This is a genomic window from Duganella sp. AC917, assembly GCF_979258245.1.
Window position 1 is genome coordinate 3877683 of record NZ_OZ409848.1, and the last position, 16336, is coordinate 3894018.

The following is a 16336-nucleotide window of genomic DNA, read 5'->3' on the forward strand; positions in this document are numbered from 1 at the left end:
AGCTCCATCCTGAATATACAACATCCAAACAAAAACGCGGGGAAAGCCATGGCTCCCCCCGCGTTTTTTGCTTCACTACAAGCATCGGCATGCCGATGCGTTGCAATTACAGCGAGTAGTACATGTCGAACTCGGCAGGGTGGGTCGTCATGCGCATGCGCTGGACGTCCTGCATTTTCAGTTCGATGTAGGCATCGATCATCGAATCGCTGAACACGCCGCCACGGGTCAGGAACTCGCGGTCTTTGTTCAGGTTGTCGAGCGCTTCTTCCAGCGACGAGCACACGGTCGGGATCAGTGCGTCTTCTTCCGGCGGCAGGTGGTACAGGTCTTTCGATGCGGCTTCGCCCGGATGGATCTTGTTGGCGATACCGTCCAGACCGGCCATCAGCAGCGCGGCGAAGCACAGGTACACGTTTGCCAGTGGATCCGGGAAACGGGTTTCGATACGACGGCCTTTTGGATTGGCCACGTGCGGGATACGGATCGACGCCGAACGGTTCTTGGCCGAGTAAGCCAGTTTGACCGGCGCTTCGAAGCCTGGCACCAGACGCTTGTACGAGTTGGTGCCCGGATTGGTGATCGCGTTCAGCGCCTTGGCGTGCTTGATGATGCCGCCGATGTAGTACAGCGCGGTGTCCGACAGGCCGGCATAGCCGTCGCCGGCGAACAGGTTGACGCCGTCTTTCCAGATCGACTGGTGCACGTGCATGCCCGAACCGTTGTCGCCAACGATAGGTTTCGGCATGAAGGTGGCGGTTTTGCCATAGCTGTGGGCCACGTTCCAGACCACGTATTTCAGGTTCTGGGTCCAGTCGGCGCGCTCGACCAGGGTCGAGAACTTGGTGCCGATTTCGTTCTGGCCGGCGCCGGCCACTTCATGGTGGTGCACTTCGACCGGGATGCCCAGCGATTCGAGGATCAGGCACATTTCCGAACGCATGTCCTGGAAGCTGTCGACCGGAGGCACCGGGAAGTAGCCGCCCTTGACGGTTGGACGATGGCCGCTGTTGCCGCCTTCGAGTTTCTCGCCGGTGGTCCACGACGCTTCGTCGGAGTCGATCTTGACGAAGCAGCCCGACATGTCGATCTTCCAGCGCACGCTGTCGAAGATAAAGAATTCCGGCTCCGGGCCGAAGTAGGCGGTGTCGCCCATGCCCGACGATTTCAGGTAGGCTTCGGCGCGCTTGGCGATCGAGCGCGGGTCGCGGTCGTAGCCCTTGCCGTCGGCAGGCTCGATGACGTCGCACTGCATGAACAGCGTGGTCTCTTCCATGAACGGATCGATGTTCGCGGTGTTTGGATCAGGCAGCAAAATCATGTCGGATGCTTCAATACCCTTCCAGCCGGCGATCGAGGAACCGTCGAACGCGTGACCCGATTCGAACTTGTCGATGTCGAAGTGCGACACAGGCACGGTGACGTGCTGTTCTTTACCACGGGTATCGGCGAAACGGAAATCAACGAATTTGACTTCGTTTTCCTGGACCATTTTCAAGACTTCTGCGGCTGTCATTGCCATGCGTATCTCCTAAAGGAATGTGTGTAACTGGTGCGCTCTCTATAAGCAGTATCTATGCCAGCCTGAAACTCATAACGATATGTTCATAGCGTCTTGGAACTCCCCGACAAAAGAGACTAAAACGGGGAGGAGCACCAAAATGCGACGATTTACACCGGATTAGTGCGGCACCAACTTGGTGCAAACTGCCCAAACCGCACCATCATCGTGCATATTCGTTTTTCCACGGAAAATTGCACGGCTTTGGTGCGCCATTGTCTCCGACGTACACAGGACGCCTATAATAAACTCAATCTTATTTGGAGGGACATCCCATGAGCAAAATAGACGAGATCCTGGCCGTGGCCCGTGGGCGCAGCAAGGACTGGCCGTATGCGGGGGCCGTCACGCCCGAGGAGGCGTACGAACTGATCAGCGCCGACAACGCCGTCAAGCTGGTCGATGTGCGCACCAACGCCGAGCGCGACTGGGTCGGCCGGGTGGCCATTCCGGAAGCCCAACATGGTGCGGTACAGTGGAGCGTTTATCCGGGCGGCATCGCCAACCATGAATTCATCGAACAATTGAACTCGGTGGCGCGCAAGGATCAGGTGTTGTTGTTCCTGTGCCGCTCCGGCGTGCGCTCGCGTGGTGCGGCCAAATTGGCGACGGAACACGGCTATCAGCACTGCTACGACATCCTCGAAGGCTTCGAGGGCGACAAGGACGAGCACAGCCACCGCAAGAATATCGGCGGCTGGTGCAAGGCCGGTCTGCCGTGGACCGGCGCCTGAAGATTCGGCGCCTGAGGATTCGGCGCCGGCATCAGACCGGCACCGCCTGGGCGGCCGACGGCGCGCCCTCCTCCATCAGAAACTGTATCCGCTTGCGCACGAACTGAATGTGGCTGCGCAAGCCGTACAAGCCGTCGGCGAACGACAGCGGAATCGAGATCTGGTTGACCAGTTCCTCGATCTCGTCGAGCCGCTTGAGCTGCGCCTCGTACACCTGCATCCGCGAGGCCTCCGGCGCGCTTTCCACCTGCTGCTCCACCGTGCGCAGCTGGCCATACCAGCGATATACGCGCGAGCGGATGCGCCACACGTACAGCGGCGGGATAATCCGCGACAACGGAATAACCAGGGCGCTCAGCGCCAGCACCACCACCCACATGCGGTCGAAGAAATTGGCCAGCCAAAACGTCATGTAGCGCTGCAGCAGCGGCGGACCGTTCTTGTAGAACTTGGCCGCCTCGGCGTCGACCGGAATCTCGGTGTATTTTGCCGACGGGAACTGTCCCTGTTGCTGGAACCAGCCGGCGCCGTTGTGGATGCCGCTGGCCGCCTGCACAAACAAATCGACCAGCGCCGGATGCAGATCGTCGCGCGCCACCAGCGTGGCGGTCGGCGCGATGAGGTTGTAATTCTCCCGGGGGATGTCGCGCCCCAGATCGACGATACCTTGGGGCAGCACCACGTGCGTGAGGAACGGCAGCTTGCGCGCGTACGCCTCGGCCTGGCTAAAGTTGAACAGCTTGATGCCCGGCGTTTGCAGCAGCATCTGGATCAGCGGCGCTTCCGGCGCCGACGTGAACACCAGGCCGTCGATGCGGCCTTCGAGCAGTTCGACCGTGGCGGGCGTGTTGGCCAGCGAGAAGCGTTCGACGTCCTCCTTCTCCAGGCCGTTCAGCGACAGCACCTGGCGGAACAGGCGCGGCGCGCCGGCGCCTTTGGGGCCGAAGTTGATTTTCTTGCCTTTTAATTGGCTCAGCTGGGTGATCGGCGGCTGGCCCTTGGTCTCGCGCAGGAACAGCCACAGCGGCTCGACGAACAGGCTGCCCAGCGACGACAGGCCTTCGCGCTCGGCCACTTCCTCGTTGGTGGAGCCGCTTTGGACAAAGGCGATATCGACTTCGCCGGCGCGCAGGCGGCGCAGGTTTTCGCCGGAACCGGCCGACGGCACCAGCGTGACCTTGACGCCATGCTTGGCCAGCGCGGCGGCGTACTTCTTGCCGAACTCTTCGTAGGCGCTGTTTTCCTGGCCGGTGGCCAGGCGCACGCTGCGCGGCGGCGCCGGATCGACCAGCCAGTAGGCCAGCAGGCAGACGCCGACGATCAGCGCGATGGTGGGTGCCGAGGCGACAAACAAGTCCCGCACCGAGAACTGCGTGAACTTGAGGATTTTGGACATGTGATGGCGCATTGGTTTCATGGGCTAGTACCATGCCAACAAATGAGCAATTATGCAAGGGAAACACGTGGCATACACGTGTTCCCCTGATTGACTAACCGCCGCAGGCCCGCAGCGGCGCGGCCGTTGTGGCCGTTGCGACCGTTGCAGCGTTGGCCGGCGCCCCGCCGGTTTTCACCACCACCGGCGGCGGCACCGCGCCCGGCTTGGCCACCGGATGCGGCTCGATCAGCGGCATCAAGCTCGGCGCCAGCACCACCAGCAACTGCACCGGCAACGCGCTGGTGAAATCGTAATTCTTCGATTCCGGCCCGTGCACATACGCCGTCATGCTGCCGAAGAAGCGCTCGCCGATATTGAACACGAACGTCGCCGACCGGTTCACATAGCGCGATTCGATCAACCGTCCACCGCCGCCATACACGTCGAAGCGCTGGTCGCCGGTACCGGTCTTGCCGCCGACCGGCAGCACCGTGCCGTCCGACTGCACGAACGCCATGCGCGCCCGCTTGGCGGTACCGTCCGACACCACGCCACGGATCGCGTCGGCGACCACGCGCGCCACTTCCGGCGACAGCACCTGTTCGTTGGTGGTCGGCTTGGCCTTGCTCACCACGGTCTCATACGGCGTGCCCTTGGCGAAGTGCAGCGACGAGATGCGCTGGCTGGTCTTGCGCACGCCGCCGTTGACGATAATCCCCATCATCTCGGCCAGCGCCGCCGGACGGTCGGCCGACGCGCCCAAGGTCGTCGCATACGACGGCACCAGCGATTCGAACGGATAGCCCATCTTCTTCCACTGCTTGTGGATCTCCATGAAGCCTTCGACCTCGATCAGGCCGGCGATGCGGCGGTCCTGCGCATGCTTGCGGTGCGTCTTGAACAGCCACGAATAGACTTCCTGGCGCTCCTTCTCGCTGGCCGCCGTCATCTCCGACAAAGTCGCCTTCGGATGCACGCGCATGTACGCGGCCATCCACAGCTCCAGCGGGTGGATGCTGGCCAGGTAGCCGCGGTCCGGCAGCGACCATTTGTCGATCGCGTACTGGTCGTACAGCTTTTCGACGCGCTCGTCCGACACCTCGTTCTGCGACGGCAGGTACTCGTGCAGGAAGTCGCCGAACTGCTTGATGCTGGCGGCCGGATACACGGTGCGGTGGATCACGGCCAGACGGGTCGGCGTGCTGCGGATGTTGGCCAGCAGGATCTTGTCCAGATCGGCCGCCGGCTTGCCCTTGTACTTGGCGTAGAAGCGGTTCAGGAACTCCTTGCCTTCCTTGTCGGCGAAACGGGCCAGGTAGACGGCGCGGCGCGGATCGTCGGCGTCTGCCAGCAGCGAGGCCGACGAGCCCGGCGTCTGGAACATGTAGAACTTGGCGACGTCGCGCATCAGGCGCACGAACACCAGGTTGGTCGAATGGCGCAGCGCCTCGGTCACGGTCAGGATCTTGCCGTTGTCTTCCTTGGAGAAGTTGCCGAAGTAATGCAGGCCGCCGCCGGTGAAGAAGCCCTCGCCTGGATTGCCCGAGTACTTGCGTTCCATGGCCGCGTTCAGCATCGGCGTCAGCTCGCGCTCGGCGCTGCCGACCGGATGCGCCTTCAGGTACTCGACCGCCCACAGCGACAGCTTGTCCTGCGGATCGACCGGGATCATCGTCAGCGTTTCGACGTTCATGCTTTTGTACTTCTTGTTGAGCTGGTCGATGATGTCCAGGTAGGTCACCAGCGTGCGCAACTTGGCGGTCGAACCAAGGTCGAGCTTGGCGCCTTCGTTGATGTCGAGCGGCTGGTCGTAGTTGTCGGTCTGCAGGCGCAGCATGTTGTTGTCGACGCCCTTTTCCAGCAGTGTGAAGCTGTACACCACGTTGGCCGGATCGCCGTTGCCCAGCATGCCCTTGCCGGTCAGGCCGGCGGCGGCCGCGCGCTCGGGGTCGCGCAGGTCGCGCAGCACCTGCGTCACCGCCATCTGCGCCTGCGCGTCGAGCGTGCTGACCACGTTCAGGTCCAGGCGGTCGAGGTTGTACATGCGGTTGTCGCCCAGCAGGTTGGCCAGGTGGTTGCGGATCGCGTTGGACGCTTTGCGCGTGACAAAGGTCATCTCCGGCGCCGCCTGCAGGCCGTTGCCCTTGAACGGATGCAGCGGCTGCTTGAGCGCGACGTCGCGCAGCGCCGCCGTGATGATGCCCTCCTGCGCCAGCACGCGCAGGTGGCTGTCGGCCAGCACTTCGAGGTCGTCGGCGCCATCGCCCAGGTAGTAACTCGGACGGCGCTGCGCGATCATCAGGCTCAGCGCTTCCTTGTACATCAGCGCGGTCTCGGCATCGGGATTGTCGAGATTGCCGCTGAGGCGGCGGTTGACGTCGGCGAAATCGCGGCCGTACCACACCCACATGCCGTCGCCGATGCCGTTGACCTCGCCATAGCCTGGCTTGGCCGACAGCGGCACCGTGTTCAGGTAGTCGATGACGATGCGGCGGCGCGCCTTGGTCGTGTCCGGCCCGTCCTGATACGAGCGCAGGCTGGCCGAGACCATCTGCTGCAATTTGTCCTTCATCGAGCCGGTGCGGCCCTCGGGCGAGTGGCGGTATTTCTCGATCTGCGTGGCCAGGGTGCTGCCGCCGGCCGCGCGATGGCCGCCGGCCACCGCGTTGACGCTTTTCTCGATGACGGCCTTGCCCAGGCGGTCCCATTCGACGGCCGGGTTGCGTTTCGGGTATTTGTTATCGAGCAGTTCGCGGTTCTCGATGTACAGCAGGCTGTAGATCAGCGCCATCGGCGCCTGTTCGAACTTGTTGTAGATGCGTTCCGGATAGCTGGCCGCGAACAGCTCCTGCGCGCGGCAGTCGTAGATCGTCAGGCCGGTCTTGGTCTTCTCGTGGTACGTGGCGAAGATGCCCATGTCGGCCAGTTCCGCCATCTTCGGCGAAATGCGGGCCTGCGCGCTGACTTGATACTCGCGCGTGCGCAGCTTGGCCAGGTAGTCGGGCAGGCTGGCGTAGCCGAGCCGCTCGTCGTACGGGCTGTCGTGCGGGAAGCGGATCGAATTGCTCGGCCCAGGCTCCACCTTGTACGTCATCTTGCCGGCCAGATCGGTGAAGATACGGGCCTGCATGGTGGAGGTGCGGCTTTCGTGCGCGCCCCACCACACGGCGAACGACACGCCGACCAGCATCACCACGATCAAGGCGTTGCGCGAACGCTTGCTCTTGGTGGGCTCGCCCGGCGGCGGCGCGTCCATCTGCGCTTGCGCCAAGTGCGCCTCGCTTTCTTCGGAGTTAAGGGGCGGCACGACATGAAGGTGCCGGGTGCGACGATAGCCTAGTGCTGCGGCGCCTGCGCGCAACTTGCGCGCGGCGCGAACGAGGGGCCGGCGGAAACGACGATTGCTTAACATATGATTCAAACCGGTCAGCTGTTTCAGTAAAACCTACTAGCCACCATTGCACCACATCGGCACGGCAGCGACCGATGATGACGCACAATAATTTGCAACCGTAGTTTATTTTTCGCAAAAAAACAACGGCGTTTCTCCCCTATGGAGTAACGCCGTCAATGCCTGCGACCGCTAAGTGACAACTCCGTGACAAGGCCGCGTTGCCCGGGCGATGTCGAAGCGCTATCGAGCGATAGCGGGGCGACATCACCCGATACCCGGGCGCACTAAATATTGTTGAATTCCACGTCGAGCCGCTTGAGTTCCGCGCACAGGTGCTCGAACGCGGTGAGCGTCTGCGCCGGCTCGCCTTTGACGCCGAGCTCGATATGGCGGCGGGTGTTGGCGTCGCCCACGCTTGGCAGGCTGAACACTTTCACGCGCGGGTAGCGCGACTCGATTTCCACCATCAGCGGCGTCAGCGCCGATTCGGCCGTCTCGTACACCAGCACCGACTGCTCCAGGTGCGGCTCGCGGTTGAACAGGTCGGCGTAATGGTGGTCGAGCACCCACTCGATCATCGGCCACGCCATCACCGGGAAGCCGGGTACGAAGTAATGCTTGTGCAGCGAGAAGCCGGCGATGTTGTTGTACGGGTTCGGAATCAGCGCCGCGCCTTGTGCGAACTCGGCCATCTTCAGGCGGTGCAGGTTCTCGGCCGAGTTCAGGTCGACCGGCTGGCCTGCCTCCTGCCCCATCTGCACGATGCGCTGCTGGATGTTGAGCTTGCCCTGCTCGTGCAGTACCAGCGGCAGGCCCAGCGCGTTGGCGGCGGCCAGCCGGGTGTGGTCGTCCGGCGTGGCGCCGATGCCGCCGCAGCAAAATACAATGTCGTCGCTGGCGAAGGTGCGCTTGAGCGTGGCCGTGATGCGGTCCGGGTCGTCGGCCAGGATTTCCGCCCACGCCAGCTGCAGGCCGCGCGCGGCCAGCATTTGCACCACTTTCGGGAAATGCTGGTCGACGCGCCTGCCGGACAGGATTTCGTCGCCGATGATGATGAGTCCGATCGCCATGATGAGTTTCCGTTTTCTTAAAATTCCGCCGCCGGCGGCTCGGCCTTCATGGCCTCGGCGGCGCGCATGCGCGCCAGCGCTTCGAGGCAATAATAAGCGAACCACAAGGCGGTGAAGATAAACACCAGCACATACAGCCAGATCGACGCGGCTGCCAGGAAGGGGAAGAATACCACCGCCATCACGCCGCCCAGCCAAATCGCGCCCGGCAGCGCCCCGGCCGCGCCGGACACCACGCCGATGGCGATCAGCGGCCAGCGGTGCTCGGCCAGCAGCTGGCGGCGCTCGTCGGCGCTGGCGTAGTCGGCCAGCACGTCGTAGACCATCATGCGGCTGGTCAGCCAGCCCCACAGCAGCGCCTGCACGAACACGGCCAGCGGCGGAAACACGTACAGCGGCAACGTCAGCAGCCACAGGCCGATGAAGGCGGCCATGCCGCCCAGCGCCACGCCGACGCTGCCCAGCACGCTGCCGCCGCTGCGCTGCTCCAGCTGCGGATAATTGCGCGCGCCGATGTGTCGCAGGATCACCGGCATGGCGATGACGCCGATGAAGATCAGCGCCGTCAGTATCATCAGCGGCAGCAACAGCAGCATCGCTATCAACGGCACAACGACTGTTTTCAAAGCGCCAAGACCGAGCGAGCTCAGGAAGCTACCGCTGTAGCTGAACACGCCATATTGCGAGAACGTCGCATGGACGAAATCGATCAGCGGCTGCAGGCCCAGATACAGCAGCAGCGCCCACACGCCGACCGCCAGCAGGAACGGGGCCAGGCTCATCAACAGCAACTTGCCGTGCCATTGCGAGGCGAAGGCGCGGCCCCAGGCCCGGATCACGGCAGGAAACCGGCCCGCCATCAGACGGTGTCCTTGCGTGCGTATTCGACCATGCGTTTCAGCGCCAGCCAGTGCTGCGAGAAGAAGCCCCGGCCGTATTCGCGGCCCGGCTTGACGGCGCCGCCTGCTTCGGCCTGCGGCAACTGGTCGCGGATGCCGGTGGCGACGAATTGCGGCGTGAAGTTCGCGGTGCGGAAGATGATGTCCCAGATCGGCAGCAGCACGGCGAAATTGCAGCCGCCCAGGGTGCCCTGGCCGTGCGACTCGTGGCCGACGCCGATCGCGTGGTGCATGCGGTGATAGCGCGGCGACACCAGCAGCCACTCGCCGACCTTGCCGAAGTGGATGCGCACGTTGGCGTGCTGCAGGCTTTGCAGGATGCGCGACACCGACACCAGCATCACGTATTGCGACGGTTCGACGCCGATGCCCAGCGCCAGCACGCCCATATAAATATCGCGCAGCAGGTCGTCGAGCAGGTGGTTGCGGTTGTCGCTCCACAAATTCATGTTCTGCTGGCTGTGGTGCAGGCCGTGCAGCGCCCACCACCAGTTGAAGTGGTGCGAAGCGCGGTGATACCAGTAGTCGAAGAAATCGAGCACGACGAAATACACCAGGAAGGCGCCCAGCGGACTAATGCCCGGCAACAGCGACTCCAGATTGAAAGGCTGGAAGTTATCGAAGCGCAGCACGCCGGCCACGCTATCGAGCAGCGGGTCGAGCGTGAAGAAGATCAGTATCGGGAACAGGCCGATCCGGTGCAGCACCGTGTAGATGAAGTCGTTCCAGCGGGCGCGCGGATCGTTGAACTTGTGCACCGGGATCATCGCCTCGAGCGGGCGCAGCACCAGGAACAGCAAGGTCAGCTCCAGCACGCCGATCAGCAGCCACTCGGTGCCCTCGAAGGCTTCCTCGATGAATTCGCCAAACCCGAGCTGGAACACCAACGGCTGTATCACCGTCTCGAACAACCAGCCCTGGGCCAGGCCCAGCCAGTCTGAAAATAGTTGGATCATTTAATGGTGCGACTTGAAAGATGCGGCTTGAAAGACGATTTGTATTCAGGGTGCTCGCGCAACGTGGCGAAGCAAAAGCCTTTTTGCTCCAGGCCGCCGATCAACGGCTCCAGGTTGGCCGGCGCCCACGGCTCCTTGCGCGACCAGATGCCCATGTGCGCGACAAAGATATCGCCGTCGCGCAATGCGCTGAGCGACTTCCGCAACAATACCGCATTCGGGTAAGCCGCGCTTGACAGCTCATCGCCGGAGAAGCCGGCCGGCGCCCAGCCGACGTGCGCGTAGCCGCAGGCCTTGGCCGCCGCCAGGGTGCCGGGCGAGGTGCGCCCGGCCGGCGCGCGCCAGATCGGATCGAGATGGGTGCCGGTCAGCTCGACGAAGCGCTGGTCGACGCGCTTGATTTCCTCGCAATATTGAGCCGGCGTCAGCGTGCGGATTTTACCGGCGGAAGCGCCGAAGCCGGGCTTGACGCGGAAGCCGGCGCCGTCATCCTTGACCAGCACGTCGTGATCGAAGGTATGCGAGCCGATCGCATGGCCCTCGGCCACGCGCGCCTTCCAGTACGCCGACCATGACGGATCGAGCGAATAGTCGCCGCGCACGGTTTTCTCGTTGGCGAGGAAGAAGGTGGCCTTGATGTTGTGGCGCTTGAGGGTATCGGCGATCAGCTCGGCTTGCGACTGGCTGCCGGTGTCGAAGGTCAGGTAGATGGTGCCCTTGCAAGCGGCGGTAGCGGCGGCGGGCGCGGCAGCGAACGCCGGCACCGCCACCAACGCCGCCAGCATGGCCAGGACGGCGGGTCGTTTCATCAGCGCTGGGCGGAGTTGATGAAGAACACGCCGTGCGGCGAGCGCCCCACCGGTATCGTCTTGACCAGCTTGCGCGTGGCCAGGTCGATCACCGCGACTTTTTTAATCCAGCGCAGCGTGACCCACATGGTCTTGCCGTCGGCTGTCACTTCCATGCAGTCCGGGCCGCCGGGCACGTTGATCTGGCCGACGTTTTCCAATGTCTTCTGATCAATGATGTTGATCGAATTGGAAACACGGTTCGACACATAGGTGTAACGGCCGTCGCCGGCCGAACGGAAGTTGTGCGCGCCCTGCCCGGTCTTGATGCGCTTGACGGTTTTCTGCGCCTTCCAGTCGATCACTTCGACGTAGTCGCTGCCCATGATGCCCACCAGCAGATACTTGTCGTCCGGCGTCATCGCGATACCGGCCGGCAGCTTACCGACCGGCAGCGTCCACTTGACGGTCTGCGTGGTCAGGTCGATGGCGCTGACCTGGTCGCTGCCCTGCTGCGTGATGAAGGCCATGGTGCTGGCCGCGTTGAAGGCCATGTGGCTGGGCAGCTTGGCCAGCGGGATGCGCTTGGCCAGCGTCATGTTAGCCCCGTCGTAGCGGTACAGGTCGACGCGGTCCAGTCGCAGCGAGGCCGAGATGAACCATTTCTGGTCCGGCGAAAAGCCGATCTGGTACGGATCGAGGATGTCCTTGACGGTGCGCTGGATCTGGCCGCTTTTCGGATCGAGGAAGATCAGTTCGTTGCCGACCGAGCTGGCGACGATCAGCGACTTGTTGTCCGGCGTCGCCATCAGGTGGTGCGGCTCCTTCCCGACCGGGAAGGTGGACAAATCCTTGTAGCTGTCCTGGTCCAGCAACTGCACGGTAGCATCACGCGAGTTGAGCACAACGACAACATTGGCCTGCGCGCTGCCGACGGCAATCGCGGCGCAAACACAGGAGAAAACCAGACGGCGGACACTGCGGAGCATGAAGAAATCGCTTAGAAGGACTAAACGTTTATTTTACGTGCAAACTGAGCGGCGACAAGATAAAAGCGGACAATTATTCCTATCCGTAATGAAGCGCGGCGGCTGAACCACAGCGGGCTGCTACAATTGCCGGCTGCGTTCAACCAATATAGAAGGAATCACCATGACCACCATCACGACCGAATCGGGCCTGCAGTACATCGAACTGACCGTTGGCGAAGGCGAAGAAGCCAAAGCCGGCCAGAACGTCACCGTCCATTACACCGGCTGGCTGCGCAACGACGACGGCACCAAGGGTGCTAAATTCGACTCGAGCAAAGACCGCAACGACCCGTTCGAATTCGCACTGGGCGCCGGCATGGTCATCCGCGGTTGGGATGAAGGCGTGCAAGGCATGAAGATCGGCGGCGCGCGCCAGTTGATCATTCCAGCGGAACTGGGCTACGGCTCGCGCGGCGCCGGCGGCGTGATCCCGCCAAACGCGACCCTGATTTTCGACGTCGAACTGCTGGGCGTTTAAGCCAGTCCAAGCGTTCAACGCTGCCAATTACGCCGCAGGGCCTCGAGCTCCGCGCGCGTATCGAGCATGCCGCCGACGATGCGCTGGTCGATCGCCTCCAGCACCGCCGTCGGCATCTCCGTGCCGGCCATCCGGTTCGCGCCCATGCGCGCCGACGGCCGCACGTTCTGCACCATCACCGGTATCCGCCACTCCGCGCTGGCGCGGCAGGCCACCCCCACCAGATCCTGGCTCAGTCCCACCACCGTGAAGGTGCGGCAATAGCCGCCCTCGTTCGACAGAAAACTCAGTCCGACGCGCACGTCGCCCTCGGACGGCGCCGCGCCGCCCATCTGCTGGCTCAAGACGGCGTCGAGCCGGCCCTGCGCCACCAGCATGCCGTTGCGGCTGACGACCGTGGTCGGCGCCTTGTCCGGATCGGCCAGCCAGGCAGGCTGCCATTGCGCCAGGCCAAACTTGCCGAACGCCAGTCCCGCCACCAGTACCGCGCCCAGCGCGCTCCACTCGCGCCAGCCCAGATGCCGCCTGACCGCCTTGCGCGCGGCCTGCTGCGTGGCCACGCGCTGCGCCCGCACCGCCGCCAGCTGCACCACCTTCGCTTGCGAGCGCACGGCCCCGGTCGACGGCGACTGCTCGGCGAACACGCCGCCGCGCGCGGCGCGCAGCCGTGCCACGCGGCGGGCGATGCTGCTGTCGCGCCGCATCGCATCTTCGACGGCGTGACGGGTCGCGTCGTCCAGTTCGCCGACTGTGTAGGCTATTAATGTCTCGTCCGAAAAGCTCATGTTCCCGTCCTTGGTCGCACCATCATAAACCTTTTTTTCATGGGATGCGGTTCTGTCAGGATCGCGTAAGCCCTTTATACATAAGGGTTTTATTAGGCTCTGCCGTGGCACGGCAACTACTGTAAGGCCTACTTCGTAGAGAAACCATTACATTTGACAATATTTATGCTAATCTGCGCGCTCTAATAACCAAGGAGGTAGTAATGAAAAAAGGCGAATTGATTGCAGAATTTGCGAAACGCACGGAGATGTCTACTGCTGCCGCCAACGGTGCGGTGAACACGCTGATCGCCATCGTGACTGAGCGTCTGAAAAAAGGCGACACGGTCGGCATCACCGGCTTCGGCACCTTCTCCGTCGCCAAACGCGCCGCACGCAAAGGCCGCAACCCTGCCACCGGCGAAGCGATCAAGATCGCCGCGTCGAAGACCCCGAAATTCTCGGCTGGCGCCACCCTGAAGTCGGCTGTCAACCCGACCAAGAAGAAGTAATCGTCGTATAGCAGGCTGTGTTCGTGCCCGCGAGGGCACCGGAAACGGCGGCGCATGGCCAGGTCCCCGACCTGCCATGGCCGCCGTTCTGTTTTGGGGCGGCGGTTTTCGGGGATGCATTTTTGGGGATGCGTTTTTGAGGATGCCCTCTAGCCGCTTTCGGTGTCGCTACGGTTATGATGGCGCCTGCCCATCAGGGACCAGCCACCATACCAAGGAGATGTAAATGAGCTTACAAGAGCAATTTGAACAAGCCCAGGCGGATTCGAAGAACCTGCCCGAACGTCCCGACAACATGACCTTGCTGAAGATCTACGCGCTGTTCAAGCAGGCGTCCGTGGGCGACGCCACCGGCGAGCGTCCGGGCTTCACCGACATGGTCGGCCGCGCCAAGTTCGACGCCTGGGACGCGCTCAAGGGCACCAGCGCCGACGAGGCCAAGCAGCAGTACATCGACCTGATCGAAGACCTGAAATAAGCGCCGATTCCCTTCAGCGTCAAAAAAAGCCCCGGACGGGGCTTTTTTGCGTTCAAACCGGCGCGAACACCGCGCGCATCTTGTCCGCCACCTTGCTTTCGATCTGCGACGAAAACGCGCTGTACAGGAAACCGAGGGCGATCTGCAGGCGCGCCTGCGTCGGCTCCAGGGTCAAGGTACCGTCGACGCCGCTGCGCTCGAAACGCAACACGTTGCCGTCCCAACGGCATTCCAGATCGAATTGTTCGGCCAATTTGTCGGCCACCTGCTGCGCCGCCGCGCGGGCCTGCTCCGGCGCAAGGTTGTGTTCCTGAACGATGTTAATGTCCGCCATGCGGCTTCCTCAATAAATCCACAAAGCCGACATGATGCCAGTTGGCCCGGCCGCACGCTAGTGCGCAAGGCGGTCACGCATTTGCTTATATGTATTGTATATAAGCGCAATTTGTGAGAAATAGCGAATTACCTTAAAATACAGTGCTTTGCTGAGGTTAGCCGGGCCATCCCACCGCCGCCGACGCCGCTGCACACCAACATTGATAGGACTGTTATGACCCACGTTGTCACCGAATCTTGCATCAGCTGCCGTTATACGGACTGCGTCGATGTTTGCCCGGTAGATTGTTTCCGCCAAGGCCCGAACTTCCTCGCCATCGATCCGGACGAGTGCATCGACTGCGCCGTGTGCGTGGCCGAATGCCCGGTCAACGCCATTTTCGCCGAGGAAGACGTCCCCGGCGACCAACAACAATTCATCAAGCTTAACGTCGATCTCGCGCGCCACTGGCCTTCGATCACCAAGACCATCGCGCCGCTGGCCGAAGCCGACGAGTTCAAGGACGTTAAAGAAAAACTGCACCTGCTGGTACGCTAAGACGAGTTTGTCTGGCCGGGCAGCACCGGGCAGGTCATCCGCAGGCGCCAACGTCGAGCGCCGCACAGCCTTGTGTTCGCCCAACCACCATTGAAATCACAGGAATATACGAATGAATAGCACTGTCACCCCTCCAGGCGTCATCGAAGCCGATGCCGTCATCATTGGCGCCGGCCCGGTCGGCCTGTTCCAGGTCTTCGAGCTGGGCCTGCTGGAAATCAAAGCCCACGTGATCGATTCGCTGGGCGCGGTGGGCGGACAATGCGTGGAACTGTATCCGGACAAGCCGATCTACGACATTCCGGCCGTGCCGTCGTGCACCGGCCAGGAACTGACCGACAACCTGCTCAAGCAGATCGAGCCGTTCGAGCCGACCTTCCATCTGGGCCAGGAAGTGACCCGGGTCGAACGCCGCGACGACGGCCGTTTCGACGTTGAAACCAGCGCCGGCACCCGTTTCACCACCAAGACCATCTTCATCGCCGCCGGCGTCGGTTCGTTCCAGGCGCGCACCTTGAAGGTCGACGGCATCGAAGTGTTCGAAGGCTCGCAGCTGCACTACAAGGTCAAGGACCCGGCCATCTTCGAAGGCAAGAACATCGTCATTTGCGGCGGCGGCGACTCCGCGCTGGACTGGGCGCTGAACTTCGTCGGCAAGGCCGAATCGGTCGTTTTGCTGCACCGCCGCGAAGATTTCCGCGCCGCGCCGGCATCGGTCGCCAAGATGAAAGCCCTGTGCGACGACTACGAGATGCAGCTCATCATTGGCCAGGCCACCGGTTTCGAATCGAAAGACGACAAGCTGAGCGAGCTCAAGGTGACCGGCGCCGACGGCGTGACCCGCCGCGTGCCGCTGGACATGCTGCTGGTGTTCTTCGGCCTGTCGCCGAAACTCGGTCCGATCGCCGAATGGGGCCTGGACATCGAACGCCGCCAATTGAAGGTGCAAAACACCGAAAAGTTCGAGACCAACGTCCCGGGCATCTTCGCGGTGGGCGACATCAACACCTATCCGGGCAAGAAAAAGCTGATACTGTCGGGCTTCCACGAGGCCGCGCTGGCCGCGTTCGGCGCCGCGCCGTATATCTTCCCGGACAAAAAGATTCACATGCAGTACACCACCACGTCGCCGAAACTGCACAAGGTGCTGGGCGTCGAGACCCCGGTCTTCGACTAAACGCCGACTAAGCGCCAAAAAAACGACAAAGTGGCGCGTAGGTAAGTGTCCTACACAAAAGCAGCGGAAACGCTGCTTTTTTTATGGGTTCAGCAGTACTATCATCCAATGACGTACTTGTTCAGTACACTGACACCGATTTCCCTGAGGAATCTGGAAATGCTTGGTATCACGTTTGTTGTAACGGTTAGTGGCGGGACAAATACTCTATAATTGGCTTATGATGTGATGTATTGGTGCAC

The 16336-nt window shown here is 62.2% G+C and carries 16 protein-coding genes; 6 read left to right on the forward strand and 10 right to left on the reverse strand.

Going from position 1 to position 16336, the window contains the following annotated elements; translation table 11 throughout:
- Window positions 1-106: 106 nt before the first annotated feature.
- Complete coding sequence (glnA, locus tag ACZ0BA_RS16720; RefSeq protein WP_463452341.1) at window positions 107-1522, reverse strand: type I glutamate--ammonia ligase; 1416 nt, start codon at window positions 1520-1522, stop codon at window positions 107-109.
- Window positions 1523-1836: 314 nt separating this feature from the next.
- Here glnA and ACZ0BA_RS16725 point away from each other — a divergent pair, with 314 nt between their 5' ends.
- Complete coding sequence (locus ACZ0BA_RS16725; RefSeq protein WP_463452342.1) at window positions 1837-2295, forward strand: rhodanese-like domain-containing protein; 459 nt, start codon at window positions 1837-1839, stop codon at window positions 2293-2295.
- 31 nt (window positions 2296-2326) lie between these two features.
- Here ACZ0BA_RS16725 and ACZ0BA_RS16730 read toward each other — a convergent pair whose 3' ends face one another.
- The 7 genes from ACZ0BA_RS16730 to ACZ0BA_RS16760 all read right to left on the reverse strand — a co-directional run bounded on the left by ACZ0BA_RS16730 (window position 2327) and on the right by ACZ0BA_RS16760 (window position 11769).
- Window positions 2327-3691 carry a TAXI family TRAP transporter solute-binding subunit gene (locus tag ACZ0BA_RS16730; protein WP_463452344.1) on the reverse strand — a complete coding sequence of 455 codons (1365 nt, stop codon included), beginning with the start codon at window positions 3689-3691 and terminating at the stop codon, window positions 2327-2329.
- Between the two features lie 94 nt (window positions 3692-3785).
- Complete coding sequence (locus ACZ0BA_RS16735) at window positions 3786-6929, reverse strand: transglycosylase domain-containing protein (RefSeq protein WP_463454773.1); 3144 nt, start codon at window positions 6927-6929, stop codon at window positions 3786-3788.
- Between the two features lie 422 nt (window positions 6930-7351).
- Window positions 7352-8137: a competence/damage-inducible protein A gene (locus ACZ0BA_RS16740; protein ID WP_463452345.1), complete on the reverse strand. Its 786-nt coding sequence runs from the start codon at window positions 8135-8137 to the stop codon at window positions 7352-7354.
- 17 nt (window positions 8138-8154) lie between these two features.
- Window positions 8155-8997 (reverse strand): EI24 domain-containing protein, encoded by an 843-nt coding sequence (locus ACZ0BA_RS16745; RefSeq protein ID WP_463452346.1) that lies wholly within the window; start codon window positions 8995-8997, stop codon window positions 8155-8157.
- On the reverse strand, window positions 8997-9992 hold the full coding sequence (locus tag ACZ0BA_RS16750; RefSeq protein ID WP_463452347.1) for a sterol desaturase family protein: 996 nt from the start codon (window positions 9990-9992) through the stop codon (window positions 8997-8999). The genes ACZ0BA_RS16745 and ACZ0BA_RS16750 overlap by 1 nt, the downstream gene beginning before the upstream one ends.
- Window positions 9989-10801, reverse strand: coding sequence for a polysaccharide deacetylase family protein (locus ACZ0BA_RS16755; protein ID WP_463452348.1), 813 nt, complete (start codon window positions 10799-10801; stop codon window positions 9989-9991). The genes ACZ0BA_RS16750 and ACZ0BA_RS16755 overlap by 4 nt, the downstream gene beginning before the upstream one ends.
- Complete coding sequence (locus tag ACZ0BA_RS16760) at window positions 10801-11769, reverse strand: YVTN family beta-propeller repeat protein (protein WP_463452349.1); 969 nt, start codon at window positions 11767-11769, stop codon at window positions 10801-10803. The genes ACZ0BA_RS16755 and ACZ0BA_RS16760 overlap by 1 nt, the downstream gene beginning before the upstream one ends.
- Window positions 11770-11932: 163 nt before the next feature.
- Here ACZ0BA_RS16760 and ACZ0BA_RS16765 point away from each other — a divergent pair, with 163 nt between their 5' ends.
- Window positions 11933-12289, forward strand: coding sequence for an FKBP-type peptidyl-prolyl cis-trans isomerase (locus ACZ0BA_RS16765; RefSeq protein WP_463452350.1), 357 nt, complete (start codon window positions 11933-11935; stop codon window positions 12287-12289).
- 14 nt (window positions 12290-12303) lie between these two features.
- On the opposite strand, the gene ACZ0BA_RS16770 is transcribed toward ACZ0BA_RS16765, so the two are convergent.
- Window positions 12304-13074 (reverse strand): hypothetical protein, encoded by a 771-nt coding sequence (locus tag ACZ0BA_RS16770; protein WP_463452351.1) that lies wholly within the window; start codon window positions 13072-13074, stop codon window positions 12304-12306.
- 203 nt (window positions 13075-13277) lie between these two features.
- On the opposite strand from ACZ0BA_RS16770, the gene ACZ0BA_RS16775 reads away from it, so the two are divergent.
- Window positions 13278-13565: an HU family DNA-binding protein gene (locus tag ACZ0BA_RS16775; RefSeq protein WP_463452352.1), complete on the forward strand. Its 288-nt coding sequence runs from the start codon at window positions 13278-13280 to the stop codon at window positions 13563-13565.
- A gap of 226 nt (window positions 13566-13791) precedes the next feature.
- On the forward strand, window positions 13792-14043 hold the full coding sequence (locus ACZ0BA_RS16780; protein ID WP_463452353.1) for an acyl-CoA-binding protein: 252 nt from the start codon (window positions 13792-13794) through the stop codon (window positions 14041-14043).
- A 52-nt stretch (window positions 14044-14095) separates the two neighbouring features.
- Here the strand turns inward: ACZ0BA_RS16780 and ACZ0BA_RS16785 are convergent, their stop codons facing one another.
- Window positions 14096-14377 (reverse strand): polyhydroxyalkanoic acid system family protein, encoded by a 282-nt coding sequence (locus ACZ0BA_RS16785; RefSeq protein ID WP_463452354.1) that lies wholly within the window; start codon window positions 14375-14377, stop codon window positions 14096-14098.
- Window positions 14378-14593: 216 nt separating this feature from the next.
- On the opposite strand from ACZ0BA_RS16785, the gene fdxA reads away from it, so the two are divergent.
- Together fdxA and ACZ0BA_RS16795 are read left to right on the forward strand one after the other, a co-directional pair.
- Window positions 14594-14917 (forward strand): ferredoxin FdxA, encoded by a 324-nt coding sequence (gene fdxA / locus ACZ0BA_RS16790; RefSeq protein ID WP_463452355.1) that lies wholly within the window; start codon window positions 14594-14596, stop codon window positions 14915-14917.
- A gap of 112 nt (window positions 14918-15029) precedes the next feature.
- Window positions 15030-16094 (forward strand): NAD(P)/FAD-dependent oxidoreductase, encoded by a 1065-nt coding sequence (locus tag ACZ0BA_RS16795; protein ID WP_463452356.1) that lies wholly within the window; start codon window positions 15030-15032, stop codon window positions 16092-16094.
- Window positions 16095-16336: the final 242 nt, after the last annotated feature.

Coding starts and splice junctions, on each gene's coding strand:
- ACZ0BA_RS16740 (WP_463452345.1), bottom strand. CDS start 8,137: ATGGCGATCGGACTCATCATCATCGGCGACGAAATCCTGTCCGGCAGG.
- ACZ0BA_RS16770 (WP_463452351.1), bottom strand. CDS start 13,074: ATGAGCTTTTCGGACGAGACATTAATAGCCTACACAGTCGGCGAACTG.
- ACZ0BA_RS16755 (WP_463452348.1), bottom strand. CDS start 10,801: ATGAAACGACCCGCCGTCCTGGCCATGCTGGCGGCGTTGGTGGCGGTG.
- ACZ0BA_RS16745 (WP_463452346.1), bottom strand. CDS start 8,997: ATGGCGGGCCGGTTTCCTGCCGTGATCCGGGCCTGGGGCCGCGCCTTC.
- ACZ0BA_RS16765 (WP_463452350.1), top strand. CDS start 11,933: ATGACCACCATCACGACCGAATCGGGCCTGCAGTACATCGAACTGACC.
- ACZ0BA_RS16780 (WP_463452353.1), top strand. CDS start 13,792: ATGAGCTTACAAGAGCAATTTGAACAAGCCCAGGCGGATTCGAAGAAC.
- ACZ0BA_RS16760 (WP_463452349.1), bottom strand. CDS start 11,769: ATGCTCCGCAGTGTCCGCCGTCTGGTTTTCTCCTGTGTTTGCGCCGCG.
- ACZ0BA_RS16775 (WP_463452352.1), top strand. CDS start 13,278: ATGAAAAAAGGCGAATTGATTGCAGAATTTGCGAAACGCACGGAGATG.
- ACZ0BA_RS16785 (WP_463452354.1), bottom strand. CDS start 14,377: ATGGCGGACATTAACATCGTTCAGGAACACAACCTTGCGCCGGAGCAG.
- ACZ0BA_RS16735 (WP_463454773.1), bottom strand. CDS start 6,929: ATGGACGCGCCGCCGCCGGGCGAGCCCACCAAGAGCAAGCGTTCGCGC.
- ACZ0BA_RS16730 (WP_463452344.1), bottom strand. CDS start 3,691: ATGTCCAAAATCCTCAAGTTCACGCAGTTCTCGGTGCGGGACTTGTTT.
- ACZ0BA_RS16725 (WP_463452342.1), top strand. CDS start 1,837: ATGAGCAAAATAGACGAGATCCTGGCCGTGGCCCGTGGGCGCAGCAAG.
- ACZ0BA_RS16795 (WP_463452356.1), top strand. CDS start 15,030: ATGAATAGCACTGTCACCCCTCCAGGCGTCATCGAAGCCGATGCCGTC.
- fdxA (WP_463452355.1), top strand. CDS start 14,594: ATGACCCACGTTGTCACCGAATCTTGCATCAGCTGCCGTTATACGGAC.
- glnA (WP_463452341.1), bottom strand. CDS start 1,522: ATGGCAATGACAGCCGCAGAAGTCTTGAAAATGGTCCAGGAAAACGAA.
- ACZ0BA_RS16750 (WP_463452347.1), bottom strand. CDS start 9,992: ATGATCCAACTATTTTCAGACTGGCTGGGCCTGGCCCAGGGCTGGTTG.